The organism is Enterocloster bolteae, assembly GCF_002234575.2.
Lineage (GTDB): Bacteria > Bacillota > Clostridia > Lachnospirales > Lachnospiraceae > Enterocloster > Enterocloster bolteae.
Genome location: NZ_CP022464.2, coordinates 5,311,952 through 5,329,229, shown reverse-complemented (window position 1 = coordinate 5,329,229; position 17,278 = coordinate 5,311,952). Strand labels below are relative to the sequence as shown.

General features: G+C 46.6%; 25 protein-coding genes and 1 pseudogene. 20 read left to right on the top strand and 6 right to left on the bottom strand.

All coding sequences use genetic code 11. From position 1 onward, the window contains the following. The first annotated feature begins 64 nt into the window (after positions 1-64). Complete coding sequence (locus tag CGC65_RS24675; protein WP_002565475.1) at positions 65-1,363, top strand: phenylacetate--CoA ligase family protein; 1,299 nt, start codon at positions 65-67, stop codon at positions 1,361-1,363. Positions 1,364-1,382: 19 nt separating this feature from the next. Further along, positions 1,383-1,805, top strand: coding sequence for a hypothetical protein (locus tag CGC65_RS24670; RefSeq protein ID WP_002565474.1), 423 nt, complete (start codon positions 1,383-1,385; stop codon positions 1,803-1,805). A gap of 226 nt (positions 1,806-2,031) precedes the next feature. Here CGC65_RS24670 and CGC65_RS24665 read toward each other — a convergent pair whose 3' ends face one another. Next, the gene (locus CGC65_RS24665; RefSeq protein ID WP_002565473.1) at positions 2,032-2,430 is read right to left on the bottom strand and encodes a PaaI family thioesterase; all 399 of its coding nucleotides are present in this window, start codon (positions 2,428-2,430) and stop codon (positions 2,032-2,034) included. Between the two features lie 312 nt (positions 2,431-2,742). Between CGC65_RS24665 and CGC65_RS24660 the strand changes: the two genes are divergently transcribed. Further along, positions 2,743-4,218 (top strand): IS1182-like element ISClbo1 family transposase, encoded by a 1,476-nt coding sequence (locus tag CGC65_RS24660; protein WP_080637201.1) that lies wholly within the window; start codon positions 2,743-2,745, stop codon positions 4,216-4,218. Here CGC65_RS24660 and CGC65_RS31110 read toward each other — a convergent pair. Then, a complete protein-coding gene (locus CGC65_RS31110) occupies positions 4,159-4,758 on the bottom strand; it encodes a hypothetical protein (RefSeq protein WP_154656947.1) in 600 nt (199 codons plus the stop codon). The two genes, CGC65_RS24660 and CGC65_RS31110, sit on opposite strands and share 60 nt — an antisense overlap. Before the next feature lie 77 nt (positions 4,759-4,835). Between CGC65_RS31110 and CGC65_RS24650 the strand changes: the two genes are divergently transcribed. The 3 genes and pseudogenes from CGC65_RS24650 to CGC65_RS24640 form a co-directional block, all read left to right on the top strand. After that, complete coding sequence (locus CGC65_RS24650; RefSeq protein ID WP_002568897.1) at positions 4,836-5,207, top strand: spore coat associated protein CotJA; 372 nt, start codon at positions 4,836-4,838, stop codon at positions 5,205-5,207. Beyond that, on the top strand, positions 5,204-5,476 hold the full coding sequence (locus tag CGC65_RS24645; RefSeq protein WP_002568896.1) for a spore coat protein CotJB: 273 nt from the start codon (positions 5,204-5,206) through the stop codon (positions 5,474-5,476). Before CGC65_RS24650 ends, CGC65_RS24645 begins: the two co-directional genes overlap by 4 nt. Next, positions 5,476-5,679: pseudogene (locus tag CGC65_RS24640) on the top strand (manganese catalase family protein); the annotation flags it as partial. The gene CGC65_RS24645 and the pseudogene CGC65_RS24640, both read left to right, overlap by 1 nt. A gap of 24 nt (positions 5,680-5,703) precedes the next feature. Here the strand turns inward: CGC65_RS24640 and CGC65_RS24635 are convergent. Continuing rightward, complete coding sequence (locus CGC65_RS24635; RefSeq protein ID WP_002578627.1) at positions 5,704-7,281, bottom strand: recombinase family protein; 1,578 nt, start codon at positions 7,279-7,281, stop codon at positions 5,704-5,706. Between the two features lie 204 nt (positions 7,282-7,485). After that, a complete protein-coding gene (locus tag CGC65_RS24630) occupies positions 7,486-8,148 on the bottom strand; it encodes an Ltp family lipoprotein (RefSeq protein WP_002578628.1) in 663 nt (220 codons plus the stop codon). A gap of 157 nt (positions 8,149-8,305) precedes the next feature. Here CGC65_RS24630 and CGC65_RS24625 point away from each other — a divergent pair, with 157 nt between their 5' ends. Beyond that, a complete protein-coding gene (locus tag CGC65_RS24625; RefSeq protein WP_002578629.1) occupies positions 8,306-8,518 on the top strand; it encodes a helix-turn-helix domain-containing protein in 213 nt (70 codons plus the stop codon). Between the two features lie 120 nt (positions 8,519-8,638). Continuing rightward, entirely contained in the window at positions 8,639-8,767 is a 129-nt protein-coding gene (locus CGC65_RS32145; protein ID WP_002578630.1) for a hypothetical protein, read from the top strand. Here CGC65_RS32145 and CGC65_RS24620 read toward each other — a convergent pair. Continuing rightward, positions 8,764-9,159: a helix-turn-helix domain-containing protein gene (locus tag CGC65_RS24620; RefSeq protein ID WP_007037991.1), complete on the bottom strand. Its 396-nt coding sequence runs from the start codon at positions 9,157-9,159 to the stop codon at positions 8,764-8,766. The two genes, CGC65_RS32145 and CGC65_RS24620, sit on opposite strands and share 4 nt — an antisense overlap. A 126-nt stretch (positions 9,160-9,285) precedes the next feature. Between CGC65_RS24620 and CGC65_RS31450 the strand changes: the two genes are divergently transcribed. Continuing rightward, positions 9,286-9,456: a hypothetical protein gene (locus CGC65_RS31450; RefSeq protein WP_002578632.1), complete on the top strand. Its 171-nt coding sequence runs from the start codon at positions 9,286-9,288 to the stop codon at positions 9,454-9,456. A gap of 181 nt (positions 9,457-9,637) precedes the next feature. Here the strand turns inward: CGC65_RS31450 and CGC65_RS24610 are convergent, their stop codons facing one another. Further along, the gene (locus CGC65_RS24610) at positions 9,638-10,252 is read right to left on the bottom strand and encodes a hypothetical protein (protein ID WP_002578634.1); all 615 of its coding nucleotides are present in this window, start codon (positions 10,250-10,252) and stop codon (positions 9,638-9,640) included. A gap of 102 nt (positions 10,253-10,354) precedes the next feature. Between CGC65_RS24610 and CGC65_RS24605 the strand changes: the two genes are divergently transcribed. The 11 genes from CGC65_RS24605 (at position 10,355) to CGC65_RS24565 (ending at position 17,278) form a co-directional block, all read left to right on the top strand. Next, positions 10,355-10,591 carry a hypothetical protein gene (locus tag CGC65_RS24605; RefSeq protein ID WP_002578635.1) on the top strand — a complete coding sequence of 79 codons (237 nt, stop codon included), beginning with the start codon at positions 10,355-10,357 and terminating at the stop codon, positions 10,589-10,591. Positions 10,592-10,690: 99 nt separating this feature from the next. Beyond that, complete coding sequence (locus CGC65_RS31105) at positions 10,691-10,831, top strand: hypothetical protein (protein WP_154656946.1); 141 nt, start codon at positions 10,691-10,693, stop codon at positions 10,829-10,831. 363 nt (positions 10,832-11,194) lie between these two features. Then, on the top strand, positions 11,195-11,350 hold the full coding sequence (locus CGC65_RS31445; protein ID WP_002578637.1) for a hypothetical protein: 156 nt from the start codon (positions 11,195-11,197) through the stop codon (positions 11,348-11,350). A 47-nt stretch (positions 11,351-11,397) separates the two neighbouring features. After that, positions 11,398-11,649, top strand: a complete 252-nt coding sequence (locus CGC65_RS24600) for a hypothetical protein (protein WP_002578638.1) — start codon at positions 11,398-11,400, stop codon at positions 11,647-11,649. A gap of 21 nt (positions 11,650-11,670) precedes the next feature. Continuing rightward, positions 11,671-12,174: a hypothetical protein gene (locus CGC65_RS24595; RefSeq protein WP_235622273.1), complete on the top strand. Its 504-nt coding sequence runs from the start codon at positions 11,671-11,673 to the stop codon at positions 12,172-12,174. 176 nt (positions 12,175-12,350) lie between these two features. Next, the gene (locus CGC65_RS24590; RefSeq protein ID WP_002578640.1) at positions 12,351-13,109 is read left to right on the top strand and encodes a rolling circle replication-associated protein; all 759 of its coding nucleotides are present in this window, start codon (positions 12,351-12,353) and stop codon (positions 13,107-13,109) included. Next, on the top strand, positions 13,097-13,531 hold the full coding sequence (locus tag CGC65_RS24585; RefSeq protein WP_002578641.1) for an RNase H family protein: 435 nt from the start codon (positions 13,097-13,099) through the stop codon (positions 13,529-13,531). The genes CGC65_RS24590 and CGC65_RS24585 overlap by 13 nt, the downstream gene beginning before the upstream one ends. Further along, on the top strand, positions 13,528-14,079 hold the full coding sequence (locus CGC65_RS24580) for a hypothetical protein (protein ID WP_002578642.1): 552 nt from the start codon (positions 13,528-13,530) through the stop codon (positions 14,077-14,079). The genes CGC65_RS24585 and CGC65_RS24580 overlap by 4 nt, the downstream gene beginning before the upstream one ends. After that, positions 14,072-14,560, top strand: coding sequence for a hypothetical protein (locus CGC65_RS24575; protein ID WP_002578643.1), 489 nt, complete (start codon positions 14,072-14,074; stop codon positions 14,558-14,560). The genes CGC65_RS24580 and CGC65_RS24575 overlap by 8 nt, the downstream gene beginning before the upstream one ends. A 1-nt stretch (position 14,561) precedes the next feature. Next, a complete protein-coding gene (locus tag CGC65_RS24570) occupies positions 14,562-15,140 on the top strand; it encodes a DUF7666 domain-containing protein (RefSeq protein WP_002578644.1) in 579 nt (192 codons plus the stop codon). After that, on the top strand, positions 15,137-17,278 hold the full coding sequence (locus tag CGC65_RS24565; protein ID WP_002578645.1) for a PcfJ domain-containing protein: 2,142 nt from the start codon (positions 15,137-15,139) through the stop codon (positions 17,276-17,278). Before CGC65_RS24570 ends, CGC65_RS24565 begins: the two co-directional genes overlap by 4 nt.

The following is a 17,278-nucleotide window of genomic DNA, read 5'->3' as shown; positions in this document are numbered from 1 at the left end:
TGGACTGTAAGCAGATAAGGGATATAAAAATATGTCATGTGAGAGTTGGAGGGGTTACAGGCAAATGATATGGAATGAGACAAAGGAGTGCATGAGCAGGGATGAGATGACCAACCTGCAGAGCGCAAGGCTGAGAAAATTAGTTGACAGGGTGTACCACAGTGTGGAGTATTACCGCAAGAAAATGCAGGCAGTAGGATTGGAGCCGGGAGACATCCGGGGAATCGAGGACCTGGAAAGGCTACCGTTCACCACAAAGGATGATTTGAGAGATACATACCCCTTCGGCATGTTTGCGGTGCCTAATTCCCAGATTACCCGTATCCACGCATCCAGCGGCACCACGGGAAAGTCCACGGTGGTGGGATATACCCGCAAGGACATTGACGTGTGGAGTGAGTGCGTGGCCCGGTGCATTACCATGGCCGGACTGGGAAGCAATGACATCATCCAGGTGGCTTACGGATACGGTCTGTTTACCGGAGGCCTGGGAGCCCACTATGGTGCAGAGGAGATGGGAGCCACCGTGGTCCCCATGTCCACAGGCAACACCAAGAAGCTGGTGACCATGATGGTGGATTTCGGTGTGACAGGAATCATGTGTACGCCGTCCTACCTTCTTCATATTGCAGAAACCATCGAGGAGATGGGGGTCAAGGATAAGATTAAACTGAAGGCATCCATCAACGGAGCAGAGCCCTGGACTGAGAAAATGAGAACCCAGATTGAGCGTCAGCTGGGAATCCACGCCCACGATATCTACGGCCTCAGCGAAATCATGGGACCGGGCGTTGCCACAGACTGCCAGTTCCATGAGGGACTCCATATTCATGAGGACCATTTCCTGCCGGAGATCGTGGACCAGAATACATTGAAGCCGCTGAGAGACGGCATGACCGGCGAACTGGTTATTTCCACCCTGACCAAGGAAGGGCTGCCTTTAATCCGTTACCGCACAAAGGATTTGACCAGCCTTGATCACAGTACCTGCCAGTGCGGAAGGACCACGGCCAGGATTGCCAGATTCACAGGAAGGACCGATGACATGCTGATTATCCGAGGCGTCAACGTATTCCCATCCCAGATAGAGTCTGCCCTGCTGGAAATGGGCGGCACCACGCCTCATTACCTGCTGATTGTGGACCGTGTGAACAATCTGGACACCTTAGAGGTGCAGGTGGAAGTGGAGGAGCGATTCTTCTCAGATGAAATCCGGGAGCTGGAGAATCTGACAGGAAAGATCGCCTATATGATTCAGCAGGCCATAGGTCTTGCTGTGAAGGTAAAGCTGGTGGAGCCAAAGAGCATTGAGCGGAGCATGGGTAAAACGAAGCATGTGATTGACAAGAGGAATCTGAATTAAGAAAGGGCGGGGTGCAAGAATGTTTGTAAAACAATTATCTGTATTTATAGAAAACCGTGAAGGCAGACTGGAGCAGGTCACAGAAGTACTGAAGGAGCAGGACATCAACATACTGTCCCTCAGCATGGCGGATACCACGGAGTACGGTATGCTGAGAATGATTGTGTCTGATCCGGATAAGGCAAAGGCAGCGCTGAGGGAAAAAGGATTTTCAGCCATGCTGACCGATGTGCTGGCAGTAAAACTAGAGGACCAGGTGGGGGAACTGCACAAGATGACACATATCCTCTGCAGCCAGGGGCTGAACATTGAGTACATGTACGCACTGGCTTCCGCCAACCGCAGGGCAATGATTGTGAAGGCATCTGACGGAGAGACGGCAGCCAGGGCAGTGACAGACGGCGGATTGGTGCTGTACAGTAATGAGGAAATGTGCTGGTAGTCTGGTATGACCGGAATATAATGGATAGTGAGTGAAAGGTAAGATAAAGGTAAGATAAAGGTAAGATAAAGGTAAGATAAAGGTAAGATAAAGGTAAGATAAAGGTGCCGAGAAACCATCATTTGAGATGATTTCTCGGCACCTTTGCATGATTGCTGCCTGATACCCCGGAAATACGGCTTGGCATATTTGGAGAGAAGGCGCAGGATGCGGGTGATTGATTCCTCTATCCTTTGGAGAAACCGCTGGCCGTTACGTGGGCCACCTCATTGCCCAGGTCATCCTTCACCTCCACCAGATAGTAGCAGGTGCTCCGTCCTTCCTTTACCTTTCTGGCTTCCGCTATGAGGCGTGTGCCTCTGGCAACACCCAGGTAGGTGATCTGGGATGTGGTTGAGACATGGAGGGGCTTGTTCCAGTTGGAAGCAACCGCAAAGGCAAAGTCAGCCAAGGTAAAGATGGCCCCTCCCATGACTGTGCCGGCTGCATTAAGATGGTGTGGTTGTATTTCCAACCAACATTTTGCATATCCCTCATCCACCTGCTCAATGACAGCCCCGTTATCCGTAGCGAAACGGTCGTTGGCAAAGACCTTCTGTATCTGTTCCAGTTTTTGTGCATCCATATGGAAAACCTCCTGTGGTTCTATGTATGAAATGATAGTGAATATAAGCTAACTATATACCAGAAAAAGGAAGATTGTCAATGGTCGTCTGTGATGTAGAGGTGATTAGGAAAGAAAGAGTGTGTAAAAAAGAGCAGATGCAAAACAGAGAAGATGCAAAACAGGGCCTCGTAGGAGGCCCTGTCAGACTGTAGACAAATTCCGAGGACAAGTGCCTCGGAATTTCTTCGCGATTGAGCCAGAAAAGTCAGCACTTACAAGACTTTGAGGCTCTTTTTTGGTATAATAGATGTATCAAATACAGGCGGTGAGATGCTTATGATGACACAGAATGCGGATAAAAAAAGAGAACAGATTCAGTTGTTTTGCATGGATGACATGGTTCCACAGGACCATCTGCTGCGGATCATCGACAAAGCAATCGACTGGTCCTTCATTTATGAACTGGTAGAAGATAAATACAGTCAGGACAACGGACGCCCCAGTATGGACCCCGTCATGCTGATCAAGATTCCTTTCATCCAATATCTTTATGGCATTAAAAGCATGCGCCAGACGGTAAAAGAGATTGAGGTAAATGTCGCCTATCGCTGGTTCCTCGGGTTGGATATGCTGGATAAAGTGCCACATTTTTCAACCTTTGGAAAGAACTATACGAGACGCTTTAAAGACACCGACCTGTTTGAACAGATATTCGCGCATATCCTTTCTGAATGCTACAAATTTAAGCTGGTAGACCCTAATGAAGTTTTTGTGGATGCCACCCATGTAAAAGCCAGAGCAAACAATAAAAAGATGCAGAAGCGTATTGCTCATGATGAGGCATTATTTTTTGAAGATCTGCTGAAACAGGAAATCAATGAAGACCGTGAAGCACACGGGAAACGTCCGCTGAAAGAAAAAGAGGATGACAACAATACACCATCCGGTGGAGCCGGCGGCAAAGAAGAAAAGACAGTGAAAGCAAGCACTTCTGATCCGGAAAGCGGATGGTTTCGCAAAGGAGAACATAAACATGTATTTGCTTATGCAGTACAGACCGCATGTGATAAGAATGGATGGATTCTCAGCTATAGCGTTCATCCCGGGAACAATCATGACAGCAGAACCTTCAAGTCTTTATATGACAAGATAAAAGGGATCGGAATAGAGACCCTGATAGCCGATGCAGGATATAAAACTCCCGGTATAGCAAAACTTTTGATCGATCAAGGAGTCAAACCGCTCCTACCATACAAACGCCCCCTGACAAAAGAGGGTTTCTTCAAGAAATACGAGTACGTTTATGATGAGTATTACGACTGCTATATCTGTCCCAACAATCAGGTGCTGACCTATCGAACAACCAACCGTGAGGGATATCGCGAGTACAAAAGCTGTGGAAGTGCCTGTGCAAGCTGTGCCTATCTTGCAAAATGTACCCAAAGCAAAGATCATGTAAAGACGGTTATGCGCCACATATGGGAACCTTACATGGAGATGTGTGAGGAGATCCGCCAAACCCTGGGTATGAAAGAATTATATTCACAAAGGAAAGAAACCATAGAACGAATCTTTGGAAGTGCAAAGGAGAATCATGGTTTTCGATATACACAGATGTTTGGAAAAGCCCGAATGGAAATGAAAGTCGGGCTTACATTTGCCTGCATGAATCTGAAAAAGCTGGCCAGGATGAAAGCGAAATGGGGAGAAGCCCATTTCACAAACTTTATTTTGAACGCAATTTGGTTAATAAAAGAAAACTGGCTTTGGGATACAAAGCCCAAAACCAGTTTGTCTACAGTCTGACAGGGCCTCGTAGGAGGCCCTGTTCCGTATACCTGTTGTTTGCCAATTTCTATTAGTTGTTACAGCCGCAGCTGTTTTCGGCGATAGCTGGACCAGGTCCTCCGGCCGTGCGGGGGGTGGGGCCGCCGCAGCCTGGATTGCCCCAGGTTGCATCGTTGAAGCCTTCCCAATAGCCATTGCGGAAGCCTTCCCTGTATGCCTGGCGTCTGGCGCCTGCACAGATATCATGGCCGCCGCAACCGCTGTTGTTTCCTCCACCGCAAGAGCAACCACAGCCGCATCCGCTGTTACTGCCGCATCCACAGCCACAGCCACTGTCATTGCTGCAGCCGCATCCGCTGTTACTGCCGCCGCAAGAGCAGCCACTGTTGCTGCCGCATCCACAACCACTGTTGTTACAGCCACAGCCACATCCACAATTACAACGATTCCATCCACATCTACAAAGTCTAAAGCAACACATATATTGTACTCTCCTTTTTTGTTGGTTTGTACTATATCATATGGGACGCCCAGACAAAGTGTGAGTGATTGTCTCAATGTATTTTATTGTCACCCGTTGTTTTTCTTCTCATAAACTATAGTAGAAAAAGATAATTGGAAGGAGTATCCAACCTATGGATTCTTATACAGATGTAAGTACCCAGTGCTGCGGCCGCGGCCGCATGTCTTGCGGTACATCGTTTGGAAATGGATGCGGTTCTTATACAAGTCCGGATTATCCGGACATGAACGCATTCCCATGGGACTCATGGGGAAGCAATCCTGCGCTTTCCTATCCTACACCTGCAGCCCCAGTCACTCAGCCAGCCAATATGTCGTGTCCCTCCACAGAGGGAGGCGTGCTGGAACAGCAGTTTCCGGTGGCCATGGCTTATGTACCGTGGCAGCAGTGGCAGACCACCTATGCCCCTGAAAGAGGCCTTGTCCAGGGGACTATTTTCCCTGACCTGGATTTACAGTTTAATTACGGGAGGTGCGGAAGATGATGAATCCCGACTTTAATGCCTCCCGTGAGGCCATGCTTCGTGAAGTGGACCAGGCCGGCTTTGCAGTGGTTGATGCCAACCTCTACCTTGACACCCATCCATGTGACGCAGCCGCCATTGATTACTATAATCAGATGGCAAACGCATACAGAAACGCCGCCGCAGCCTTTGAGGCGCAGTTTGGACCTTTGACAGCTTCCGCTAATACAGATGCTGCATACTGGTCCTGGATTAACGATCCGTGGCCATGGGAAGGAGGGTGCTATTAATGTGGATTTATGAGAAGAGATTGGAATTTCCAGTTAATATCAAAGAGCCCAATGCCCAGATGGCTCAGTTTATAATGAGTCAGTATGGTGGGCCGGACGGCGAAATGGGCGCCTCCATGCGTTATCTTTCCCAGCGCTACGCCATGCCATATAAAGAGTGTAAGGGAACCTTGACCGATATCGGTACGGAGGAATGTGTACACAATCTCTATACGTAAAGGGAAAAATTAAAGACGTGGAAACAATTTAAGCGTAAACTGGTCCATACCGCCGTTCTGACGGTTTCCTTTATGAGGCTTTGAGTATTCAATACGTGTTAGGAGCTCCTTCATTAGCGCATTTTTCACCGCGGGGTCATCTACTTGCGGATACAAAGAGAGAATTCTCTCCCAGCGGGCAATGACTTCTTCTTTTTGCACTGCTTTTGTGCGAATAGAATCTATTTTGACTGACAAATCAGAAATACTTCTACTGGACAGAGCTATCTTCTCATTCAGTTCCGATGCACGCTGCTGAAACATTTCCACAGAGTATATATCTTTCTCTAACAAGTCCATGGCTTTTGAGAGCTGTTTTTTAGAGGTTTCAGACTCGTTCTGCGCAGCATTTAGTTGTGACTGAAGCAAATTAAGCTGCTGTGCATAATTTTCAGGGGAAATATCTTTTACCTGTATTCTATAATCCTCCAACCATTTATTAAGCGATACCAATAGTTTTTCTTCAATGTAATGATAATAGGATGCGGAAGTAGGACATCCATGCGTAGTGCATTGAATCATATCTTCTTTGCAACGTTTTCCGGCTGGGCGGCGATACATGGATTTGCCGCATACAGAACAGTATATCAAGCCGGCCAATGGATTTTTGATACCCTCAAAGAAAGGTTTTTGGTAGTTTGCTTTTCTCTTCTCCTGCGCTTTAAGAAAAAGTGCATCATCAATTATCGCAGGATGCAACCCATCGGCTATTTTTGCATTCTTATTTATTGGACGGGAAATCTTGACTACACCATTTAAAGTTTTCTTTTGGGTACTCCTGCGCCCCATGTGAACTTTACCGATATAGGTAGGATTCGACAATATTTGTCGTATCGTACATGGCTGCCAAGTCTCACCGATAGGCGGGCTGATATGGAGGTTATCTAAAATCCGACATATCTTAGATGTGCCCACGGGGATGTTGTTTGACGCATTAGAGCCATAAATGAACAACTGGAATATCAACCGCACCACATCAGCATCCTCTGGTACGATTTTAAGGGTAAACCCTTTCTCGCCAGCAAGCTTTACCCTTTCATATCCAAAAGGGGCTTTATTTCCAGTCCATTTTCCCTCGTTGAAGGAGGCAATCTTGCCATCTCTCAATCTTCGATTAATGGTTTTATATTCTCTGCGGCTCATGAATAAACCAAACTCGGCATATTCCTCGTCGCGCTCGTCCGTGGGGTCATAAATTTTCATGGGGGTTATAATTCTTGTTCCTGAGTACTTAAAAGTCTCTAAAACAAGTCCTTGGTCTCTTGTATCTCCTCGAGCAAGGCGCTCTATCTCAACTACCAGGACTCCGTCTGGGGACAATGATTCAATATCATCCAGCATAGCCAGCATTTGTGGTCTGGATGCGATTGTTTCACCAGATACAACTTCGGAATAAAATTTAGCAATTTTTATTTTGTGGTATTTAGCCAGATCCTCCAGCATTCGTTGGTGTCTCTTTAGTGTTTCGCCATAACCGTGGAGCTCAGCCTCACGATCCTCACGCGACTTTCTAAGATAAGCAAAATAAATCCCATTCGGGTCCAACATAATATCATCTCCTTAAATATGGTATGAAATAAAAGGTACAAAAATACGCCCCTTGCCAAGGACGTACCAGAAATGATATAATTAGTTTGCGAGACAGATTATATCTTCCGGAGCGTCCGGCAAGAGAGAATCTACGTGAAAGCCGTTCTGTGCTGAGGCACTGCACGGCTTTTGTTGTTGCTTACATGTTGCCGTTAAGGCTGTTTAATCAAGGTTCTCGATAGCATAAGCTGCCTCTTCCTGTGTGAACTTCTCACCAAATTCAGAAGAAAGCTGGTCCCTGATTGCTTCTGGGGACATACTCATAGTATCCTGATAATCTTTTGCCTTTGCCAGCGCATTTGCTTTCCAATCAGCGGTGACATTGTCAATGGCATACTGTGCTTCTTCAGGAGTGAACTGCTCACCATATTCAGACGTAAGCTGATCGTATACTCCCTGTTTGGACATGTGCATTGTTTCGCTATAGTCCTGAGCTTTTTTCAAAGCATTGTCATTCCAATCAGCCGTCATATTATCAACGGCATACTGGGCGGCCTCCTCGGAAAATTTATCGCCATACTCAGAGGTAAGCTGTTTAAAAATACCAATCTTAGACATATGCATCATATCACTATAAGAACCGGCTTTTTTAAGCGCTGACTTATATTCTGTCGGAATGCTTTCATCTTCAACTGGTTCCTCCTCTTTAGTGGCCTCGGTTTCAGGTGCAGCTTCTCCCTCGGCAGCAGCGGTTGTTTCTGCAGCCGCTGTTGTTTCAGTTGCTGTAACAGCAGCCGTTGTTTCGGATGGAGTAGCACTTCCTCCGCAAGCAGTAATTGCCACGGATGACAGTGCGGCCACCATGATTAACTTTGTCTTTCTCATATAACTCTTCCTCCTATGAATAAAATATTATTAAAAAGCCAATGGCTATTTAATTCTACATATTGAAAAGGAACAAATGTTCTGATATAATGAAAAACGAACGTAAGTTCCGAATTATTTCATCACTTTAAGCAGATACTATCTGCGAGGTGATGAAATGGACGTTGAAATAATCTTTCATATCAAAGAGTTCAGGGAGGAAAAAAAGATAACCCTTCGGGAACTCTCTGAAAAATCAGGAATCAGCAAATCCGAGATAAGCTTCATCGAAAATGGTCAGCGGGACCCCACTTTGCATACCATGTGCCTCCTTTCCCTGGCATTAGGCGTGCCGCCTGCGAAACTGTTCACAGTGAATGTAAAGCGCTGAATCCTGGACCTTGTCCACAATAGTGGACAAAACTACATATTTCGAGGATTTTCAACAGCCATCACGTTCAAATAGTAAAATAGTCGTTATAACGGCTACAGGGAAAGGGTGGTACATATTATGATAATTGATGATTACAAACAGTTAATTTTTGATCTAATTGAAAAGAGTGAAGATATTGATTATGTAATTGCAGTATATTCATTCGCTGATTCATACCCTGATAAAAGTAAGAATGAAGAAACTTAATTATCGTCCGGTATATCAAGATTATTTAAAAACTCTAATCCAAACTCCAATAAAACTTTACGATTGGAAGGACTCAGTTTACTGTATGTGGCGACAAACGCTTCAAATACTGGGTCCTTCTCACCCAATAATTGAGCGGCCCTGGCAATAAGGTCGTTTTTTTGTGGTTTAATAAACATATCGCCTTCGCCTCCCTCGCCAGAGCGAAGCCATTTTTCATTCACATTAAATTCTGAACATATAAGTTTCAACATTGTATCTGTTATTTGATATGTACCTAATTCCATTTTACTTACAGCTGTTTTGGTGACACCGAGCTTTTTCCCAAATTCTTCTTGGCTTAATCCGCATTTTTTTCTTAACTCTCTGAGTCGTTCATTCAAACATTTCACCCCCTCTCACGGACTGATAGTATTAGAGTAACACAAAAGGTAGCGTAAGTCAACAAAAAGGTATTGACAATGTAGCGAATATATACTAAGATGTAAACATAGGCAACTGGAAAGCGAGGTGAGAAAATGAACAAGAAAGATTTGGAAGTCAGCAGTAGTGAGATGGAGATGCTTGTAAAGATTTACAGAAACTTGTCTGAACCCAGAAGGAGCATTTTGGTAATGGGAGGAAATTTACTACTGGCCAGCCAGAATGCAGAATGTAATACGAAGAATGGTCCACGAAAAGCCGGATAGTATATAGCGGCACATTGGAAACCAAATAGGAAGAGAGGTGAGAAAAATGTGGATATCAAGGAAAAAGTGGATGGTTATGGAGAAAAAAATATCCGACCTTGAACTTGCACTTCAAGGCCAGATATGTATGACAAATCTAAATCATGAGTTCTGTAAAAGTGTTGCTAATAAAAATAAGATGTCATTTAGTTCCTATCAACAACTGTACAGCCCATCCTCCGATAGCGATGAGAAGGTCAGAATGCTTTTTGATAAGATTCGAGAACTTGGATAAAGCGCCTTCAACCAATATTGGATGATTAGATTCAGTGGTATCTTTTAAAATCGTGAGGAGTTCATTGGCCTCTGTTTGTTCTGTTGGAGAAAGTTTTTCAATAATAGCTTCAATGTCAGATAAATTAGAACCAATGTTAAATACGACATTAGCTTGACTTCCAATAGCGGAATTCCCGTTGACAGAGTGAATATTGATAGTAGTTGAATTGTTGTTTACGTTTAGTTGTTGCTTATATTCAAGTTCCGTTTGGTACTTCACCATCCAGTCTACTGGCTGGCCGCCAACTATGATGGGGTGGGCATCTAAAACATAATAGCGTTGGTTTGTAGTAGTATCAATGAGCCAATCACCGTTTTTGATATCAACATTCTCAACAAGTTGGATAGTGCTCGGGTAGTTTTTTCCACAGAAGAATCCGCGGGAAGAGCAAATAACAGAATTGTCGCGCTCCACATCAAATTTAATAGTAGCTTCGTTTAGCAAAGATGATGGAATTGAAAATGGATTGAATGAAGACATAAAGTCACTCCTTTTTTGTTTATTTCAACCTGGAGGGGTTGTTAAGAAAATTGTATCACAGTGAGGGGATGATTGCCAGCAGGAAAGAAGGTGGAGAGAAAGATGGATAAAAGCGGTACGGAATGTATTAGGAAAGCTAGCCAGATTATGAATTTCAATGATTCACAAAAAGTAAAAGGTGTGGAGATTCTTAAAATATTGGAAGAAACAACAGTAGAAGAGGGAATCGAAATTTTGGAAAAATGTATATTTCAACATTCCTATTTTGGATGGGAAAGAAAGTACATGGCAGAGCCCCTGCCTTTCGGAGCAGGCCCTTCAAAACCAACACACTGTTAATGAGGAAAGAGCGGGAAGACATGGAACAGTTAGCCAAAATGGTTAGATAGTCTACTGCTATGCATTGGAAACAGAATAGGAAGCGAGGTGAGGAGATAGATGGGAAAGTTTATTTTGGTTTTTGAAACAAGCAAAGAAGAATTACCAGATGTTTTAGATTGGTACAAAAAGATAAAAAGGGATTACCCTTATGCAATAGTTAACATAAGGGTAAGAGAATCACATTCTAATGCTCGATAATAATTTCCAGTGTCTTAGCGTGATTCATATCCACTGAGGCAAAGATGTCATCGCCATAGAAAAAAATAAGTACCACGCAGGGGGAAACGGTGAGAGAGTATTTCCTTTTCGGATACTGTCTGATATCCGTCGGGGGTAGTGTATTCAATTTTGTCTATACCACTGAATTCTCTATAAGATTGGTCTGCAAAATTAATAATTATGTGATACATGTAACATTCTCCTTTCTGTTGTACTCGACCTGCCGGGGCCTGTAAGGAAATTGTATCACAGTGAGGGGATGATTACCAGTCGGAAAGCGAGAAGGACAACGCAAGAAGTACAACCAATACCACATACAATCTACCAGAGAGGGGTGGTGATATGAAAGTAGCAGAATACAAAATCGGCAATGGAACGGTGGAAATCTATGATGACAACATCGCGAAAACTGCCGAGGAAAGGGAGAAAATCCTTGACCGAGTTGGAAAGATATATTCCGCTTATTTTTCTGACAAAGAGAAGGAGCAGACCGCCTAAAGGCGGCCCTGAGGGACGAGCCTTAAAAATAATCAGGAGAAAACAAAATGAAGAGAAAGATTGAGCTAATCATCCCACTTGAGTATTGGGCCGGGGAATCGGACTGGCGTCTGGATCATGTTGGCCCGGACACAGTGGCTCTTACCAATGCAAAGGGAATGCGGTGGATACTAATGATTATAGGCAACAGGAGACCAGGTTTGAAATGGAGATGGGTTATCCTGCTGCTGGTGTGGTCAATTGGTATGACGATAGTGGCAATTGTGGTCATGGCGTTGGCCATGGGCGTGAGGCTTTAAATGGGAAGTGAGGAAAAATACATGAGGAAGAAACGGACGTTGACAATCGAACTGTGCGATGAGGACATGGAACGATTATGCAAAAAAGCCGGAAGTGTGAGCATGACGGCCGGGGAACTGCTGGAGAATTTCATTGCGGACCTGATATGTGGGGAACGTACAAACGGATCCGATGAGCGGGAGTGTGCCGACCGATGGTTCGACCGATGTGGTTTCGCCATATTAAAGGACAAGACTTTCCTGGTCTGGCTGATTGGTACGGACATGCTGGATGATGTCGCATGGATATGGGAGGAAATCCAGTACATAAACCGGATGGGGATTAAGGACCAGGATGACCAGGAGGAACTGGATGAATATTGGGACGAGCTTAAAACCTGGTTTAACGAGTATAAGGATGCCGGCGGGGAATACGATGAGCTGGAGAGCGAGATGGAAAAGGTAATGGCCTGGAAACAGGAATATGACCGTCTCATGGAAGGGGAAGGCGATGAGGAAGCAGGGCCGGAACCGGATGAACATTGACAATAAAAAATGCTCCTGAAGCCACGGAAATAGCTTCAGGAGCCGGTCCTCCACAGACCAAAACACTATGTATACATTATACCTGTGGATGGACCGAAAGTCAAGGATTATGGCGGTTTAAGACCGCTTTTACAACTTGTTAAGTTTATTATCTTTTGGACAAGCGGGAGAGGTATATGCCGTACTTTGAAAAAATAGCAACAGCAGGGATAACGGAAGCACACTATAGCTATCATGATAGGAGCAGGCCGGAGCCGGGGGCGGGGAAAAGGCGGAAACGGAAAAAGCCAACCCCGGAATCGCAGAGGAAGAATAATATCCGGAGGTCCATGCAAAGGCTTACATTGGATTTGAATGAGAACTTCGGGCCGGACTGCTGGTACATAACCTGGAACTATGCCATAGAGAACCGGCCAAAGAATAAAAAGGAACTGATTTCGCAGATAACTAAAGTGCTACGGAAATTAAGAAATATATATCATCGGAATGGCAAGGTACTCAAATATGTATGGGTGCCAGAAGTGGGACCCAGGGGTGGGAGCCATATACATATCGTGGTCTCCCCCATAGATGTCAGACTGATAAAGGATGTATGGCCCTACGGCGGTCTACATTTTGAGCCTATGCGTAAGGATCGGAATTACCGTAAGTTGGCAGGGTATTTTATAGAATATTCAGAGCTGACTCAAAAGACCTATGGAGGAAAACAGGCTGGAAGATATAACCCCAGCAAGAATCTTGTACATGCGGAGATGAAAAAGCATCGGAAGCGGAAGAAAACCTTTAGTGCGGGCGAGATTACGGTGCCTGAAGGATGGTATCTCGATAAAGGCAGCGTGGAGGAATGGGTAAATGATTTTGGGTATAAATACCTGTACTACCTCCTGGTAAAGCTTCCAGAACCGGAAAGGAGCAAGGGAAAGTGCAGGACGTGAACATCTACATAGAGACCTCCTTCCATGGACCGGCCAGGAAGGACGGCGAATATCTTTATCTCCTGGAATGCATCAGGAACGGGGCGCCGGCCACCAGGGAGGGACGGGGAGCCATGGAGCGGGCTACAGAGAACCAGCTCGCCCTTACGGCCCTGGCAGAGGCCCTGGGCCGCCTGAACTGCCCGTGTGAGCTGCGGATATACACCACCTGTCAGCATATTATCAACGCAATGCAAAACAGATGGGCCAGACAGTGGCAGAAAAACGAGTGGAGAAACGCCAAGGGAACACCCGTAAAGAACGCGGACCTTTGGGAAAAAATCCTTCAGGAGCTGGACCCGCACCGGTACCTGTTTACAGACGAACACCACGAATACAGGCAATGGATGCAATCAGAATTTAGGAAAGGGAAGATAACATGAAATCTCATCAGGAAGAATCCCGGACAGACCGAGTAAATACTGGGGGAAAGCCGGGAAACGATAAAGTAAAGGGCGGCATTGAACCGCTTGAAGTTGAGGCGTTTAAACGCCGGATAAAAGAAGGGGACAGGCTGTACTGCTACAGGCCGCGTCGGAGGGGTGACGATGAAGTCATCCTGGAAAAGATGTCAGTCATCAAACCGCATGGACACATCGTCACCATGGCTTATCACGGAGTAAGGGGAAACACATATGAGACCAGTATGACATGGGGCGAGGCCATCCAGTTAAACCGTATGACACAGAAGCAGCTGGCGCGGGAACTGGCGCGGATGCGGAAAGAAATGGGGATAGCATGCTCCAGCGACAGCTGCCCTGAAGAGGTAAAAGCCCCAGGCCGCCGCAGAATAAACAGGAAGGAATACGCGGGCCGAATTATGACATTCAGAAACATGGGTATGACCTATGCGCAGATATCCTGCCTGGTGGGAATCTCCGCCAGTACGGTAAGAGAAATTTACATAGAGGAGGCGAAACAGAATGTTTGATAAATTTGGAGAATTTGACAGCGCGGACGAAATGAACCGGGCAGCAGCGGCGCAGAGGAAGGAAGGAGACAACGAGGCCATCCTTGCCATCGCGGAGGAAAACGGGATAGACAAGGAGGATGCCATGGACTTTATAGACGGCTATGTGGCAGCCTTTGTGACCCCGCTCATGGCAGCCTACGGAAAACTGGACATCGAGGCAAAGGAATTGAAGCCGTACGAAATCATGGAGGACTGGCTGCAGTACATCAAGCTGAGGTGCGCGGAGGAACCGGAGATGGCCGTGGCCGTCAGGCGGAAAGGAAAGAGCCTGAAGGGATGCATTGCGGCCCTGCTGGAATGGAGCATGAAGAACCAGCATCCGGTAGACAGCGACATCCTAAAGGCGGTCAAAATCAATTACAAGGTAACGCTGGGAATACCAGGGATGGGACGTGCCAAGAAAATCATCACGGAATACTACATGGGAAAGGAGCAGTAAGATGCTTGCATACAAAGGATTCAATGCGGACCTGACCTGCACCTGCGGGAGAGGAACGTTTCAGTATGAGATAGGAAAAACCATAAAAGAAAGCAAATCCAAATGCCGGAATTCAGGCGCGCATTGTGCCGAGTACCCGTTAGAGTGTCTGCGGTGGTATCCGCTGGGATGCGGAAACAGGTATTTTCTGGTGGAGGCCTCCGGAAGCCTGGACGAACTGGGTGGGACCGATACCCAGCTGGCCTGTACAGAAATCACCCTGTTAAAGGAGCTGTCCCTCCGGGAGCTGGTTGGCCATGCCATGATGTATATGGTCAATCATCCGCTCCGGGAGTGGGAAATGAACATGCAGTGCTGCAGCGTCAGAAAGGATAAGGCAGAGGCATGGAGCGAGGGAAGCATGGCAATTGCCAGAGGCCCGCATCCCAAAGTCAAGGGAGCGGCCGGCAGCGTCCTGGGATTAATCCGGGAAGTAAACGGCGAGATTGAGGATGCAAGGCTGTTTAAAGTAAACGGAACTATAAAACCGAATACATGGTACACCCTGGAGGGCAGGGAACCGAAGGAGGCAGAGGGATGAAACGGAGCAGCGTATTAAAAACAGAGCCGGTGCGGCCGGACCAGGACGGGGCGGTATTGACCGCTCAGGCCGTAGAGAAAATCCTGATACTGAATTACTGGAAGGACCGGGAGCTGATTGGACGGTACTGCATGAACACCATAACAGGGGAATATGAGACCTATTATATTAAGACCGGCATATGGAGGCAGACAGTGCTCCAGACCTTATGCGAATACGATGCGACGCATTACTGGTATTACGATCTGGACGGAAACATACCAATCAATTCCGAAGCGGATAAGAAGCTGATTAAGGAGCTGCTGCCGGAGAGATTCAGCACGATGGAACCACTGACCCGCATCAAGCACAAGGAGAATGATTACAACAGCAACCAGAGGGAGTCAAAGGAGAGCCGCCGTCTGGAGCGCATCCGGAACCTGATGGACAAAATCCCTCCTCTCCCGAAAGATTTTAACGAATGGATTGTCAAGACGGCATCAGGGGACCGGGATTATGCCTTTTATGACAAGGATTCCGAACGATGGAGCTGCACGGCCTGCGGAAAGGATGGAAACGCTGGAAAATTTAAAAGGCCGGACGGGAAAAAGGTAAGACACAATGACCATATAACATGCCCCTATTGCGGAAAAACCATACAGGCAAAAACACGGACCCATGCCATACAGCTAAAAACGAACGCCGCCGTCATGCAGGATATAGACAGTGACAGGAGCGTGGTGAGGCATTTAGACATAAGAATCACATGGGAAAGACGGGGGCACAAGATTGAAATATCGGAAGCGGTGCGCGTATTCCCGCTCCGAAACCACAAAAAACTTGCATGTGACATTTACTATAACCAGTTTGACCGGGGGTTTGAGTGGAATTCTCCGTGGGATAACCGAGGCTGCTTCGACATTAAAAACCCAGTCAACCGAAGGATGAACGAGGAATACCTGTATCCGGAAGGGATTGAGGCCGCGCTGGAGGGAACCTGCTATGAGGCCTGGAAAAGGACGTTCCGCCAGCTGGCAGAGGCCGGGAAGAAACTGGAGTATAACCGGCTGATGTGGGCGCAAAGCAATAAAGGCCTGATAAACATGGTGGAATATCTGTTCAAGGGCCGGTTTAACCGGCTGCTGCAGGAGACAACCAGAAAAGTAAGTTGCTGGACCTGTGAGTACTACGGACCTCTGTATAAGGATGGAGAGACCATAGAAGAGGTATTTAATCTCTCTGACCGGCAGATAATCAACCGCATCCGGGAGTGTGACGGAGGGGAGAATGCCGTGCAGTGGATGCGATGGGCTGAGGAAACAGGAAAGAAGATAGACCAGGAAACCCTGGGATGGCTTACATCCGAGAATATAGAAATGGCAAACCTGTCATTCGTGCAAGCCCAGATGTCACCCCGCCAGGTCATGAATTATGTGAAACGCCAGCAGGCAGAGGGATATGCCGGAAGGCGCGCAAGGGCAGTCCTGGAACAATGGGCGGACTACCTGGACATGTGCCGGCAAAAAAAGAAAGATACAACAGACGAGATGGTATACCGGCCAAGGGAGTTGAAACGCAGACACAATGAGCTGGTGGAGGAAATGCGGAAGGAAAGAATGCTGGAACAGCTGAAACGGGACGAGAAAGCCAACGAAGAAATGGCCAGGAAGATGGCGGAGAAGTATCCGGGAGCAGAGAAGATACTGGAAGAAATCCGCGATAAATACGACTACCAGAATGAGGAATACATGATGATTGTACCCAGGAGCCTGGTTGACATTGCCATAGACGGGAGTGCCCTTCATCATTGCACCGGGTGGAGCGAGCGTTATTACGAGCGAATCATGCAGAGGGAGACATACATCTGTTTCCTCCGCAGGAAGGCTGAGCCGGATATCCCATATTACACCATTGAGGTGGAACCGGGCGGAACGATCCGGCAGCACAGGTCGTATCTGGATGAAGAACCAGGCGTTGAGGAGATAAGAGGATTTCTGCGGGAGTGGCAGAGGGAAATAAAGAACCGTCTGACGAAGGAGGACCATAGACTGGCCAGCGTAAGCGTCATCAAGCGACAAAAGAACATAGACGAACTGAAAGAAAAGAACAACACCAGAGTGTTAAAGTGCCTGGAGGAAGATTTTATGGAGGCCATATAA

Bases quoted from the DNA above. Each gene is read 5' to 3' on its own strand.
- CGC65_RS24675 (WP_002565475.1), top strand. From the start codon at position 65: ATGATATGGAATGAGACAAAGGAGTGCATGAGCAGGGATGAGATGACC.
- CGC65_RS24670 (WP_002565474.1), top strand. From the start codon at position 1,383: ATGTTTGTAAAACAATTATCTGTATTTATAGAAAACCGTGAAGGCAGA.
- CGC65_RS24665 (WP_002565473.1), bottom strand. From the start codon at position 2,430: ATGGATGCACAAAAACTGGAACAGATACAGAAGGTCTTTGCCAACGAC.
- CGC65_RS24660 (WP_080637201.1), top strand. From the start codon at position 2,743: ATGCTTATGATGACACAGAATGCGGATAAAAAAAGAGAACAGATTCAG.
- CGC65_RS24650 (WP_002568897.1), top strand. From the start codon at position 4,836: ATGGATTCTTATACAGATGTAAGTACCCAGTGCTGCGGCCGCGGCCGC.
- CGC65_RS24645 (WP_002568896.1), top strand. From the start codon at position 5,204: ATGATGAATCCCGACTTTAATGCCTCCCGTGAGGCCATGCTTCGTGAA.
- CGC65_RS24635 (WP_002578627.1), bottom strand. From the start codon at position 7,281: ATGTTGGACCCGAATGGGATTTATTTTGCTTATCTTAGAAAGTCGCGT.
- CGC65_RS24630 (WP_002578628.1), bottom strand. From the start codon at position 8,148: ATGAGAAAGACAAAGTTAATCATGGTGGCCGCACTGTCATCCGTGGCA.
- CGC65_RS24625 (WP_002578629.1), top strand. From the start codon at position 8,306: ATGGACGTTGAAATAATCTTTCATATCAAAGAGTTCAGGGAGGAAAAA.
- CGC65_RS32145 (WP_002578630.1), top strand. From the start codon at position 8,639: ATGATAATTGATGATTACAAACAGTTAATTTTTGATCTAATTGAAAAG.
- CGC65_RS31450 (WP_002578632.1), top strand. From the start codon at position 9,286: ATGAACAAGAAAGATTTGGAAGTCAGCAGTAGTGAGATGGAGATGCTT.
- CGC65_RS24610 (WP_002578634.1), bottom strand. From the start codon at position 10,252: ATGTCTTCATTCAATCCATTTTCAATTCCATCATCTTTGCTAAACGAA.
- CGC65_RS24605 (WP_002578635.1), top strand. From the start codon at position 10,355: ATGGATAAAAGCGGTACGGAATGTATTAGGAAAGCTAGCCAGATTATG.
- CGC65_RS31105 (WP_154656946.1), top strand. From the start codon at position 10,691: ATGGGAAAGTTTATTTTGGTTTTTGAAACAAGCAAAGAAGAATTACCA.
- CGC65_RS31445 (WP_002578637.1), top strand. From the start codon at position 11,195: ATGAAAGTAGCAGAATACAAAATCGGCAATGGAACGGTGGAAATCTAT.
- CGC65_RS24600 (WP_002578638.1), top strand. From the start codon at position 11,398: ATGAAGAGAAAGATTGAGCTAATCATCCCACTTGAGTATTGGGCCGGG.
- CGC65_RS24595 (WP_235622273.1), top strand. From the start codon at position 11,671: ATGAGGAAGAAACGGACGTTGACAATCGAACTGTGCGATGAGGACATG.
- CGC65_RS24590 (WP_002578640.1), top strand. From the start codon at position 12,351: ATGCCGTACTTTGAAAAAATAGCAACAGCAGGGATAACGGAAGCACAC.
- CGC65_RS24580 (WP_002578642.1), top strand. From the start codon at position 13,528: ATGAAATCTCATCAGGAAGAATCCCGGACAGACCGAGTAAATACTGGG.
- CGC65_RS24575 (WP_002578643.1), top strand. From the start codon at position 14,072: ATGTTTGATAAATTTGGAGAATTTGACAGCGCGGACGAAATGAACCGG.
- CGC65_RS24570 (WP_002578644.1), top strand. From the start codon at position 14,562: ATGCTTGCATACAAAGGATTCAATGCGGACCTGACCTGCACCTGCGGG.
- CGC65_RS24565 (WP_002578645.1), top strand. From the start codon at position 15,137: ATGAAACGGAGCAGCGTATTAAAAACAGAGCCGGTGCGGCCGGACCAG.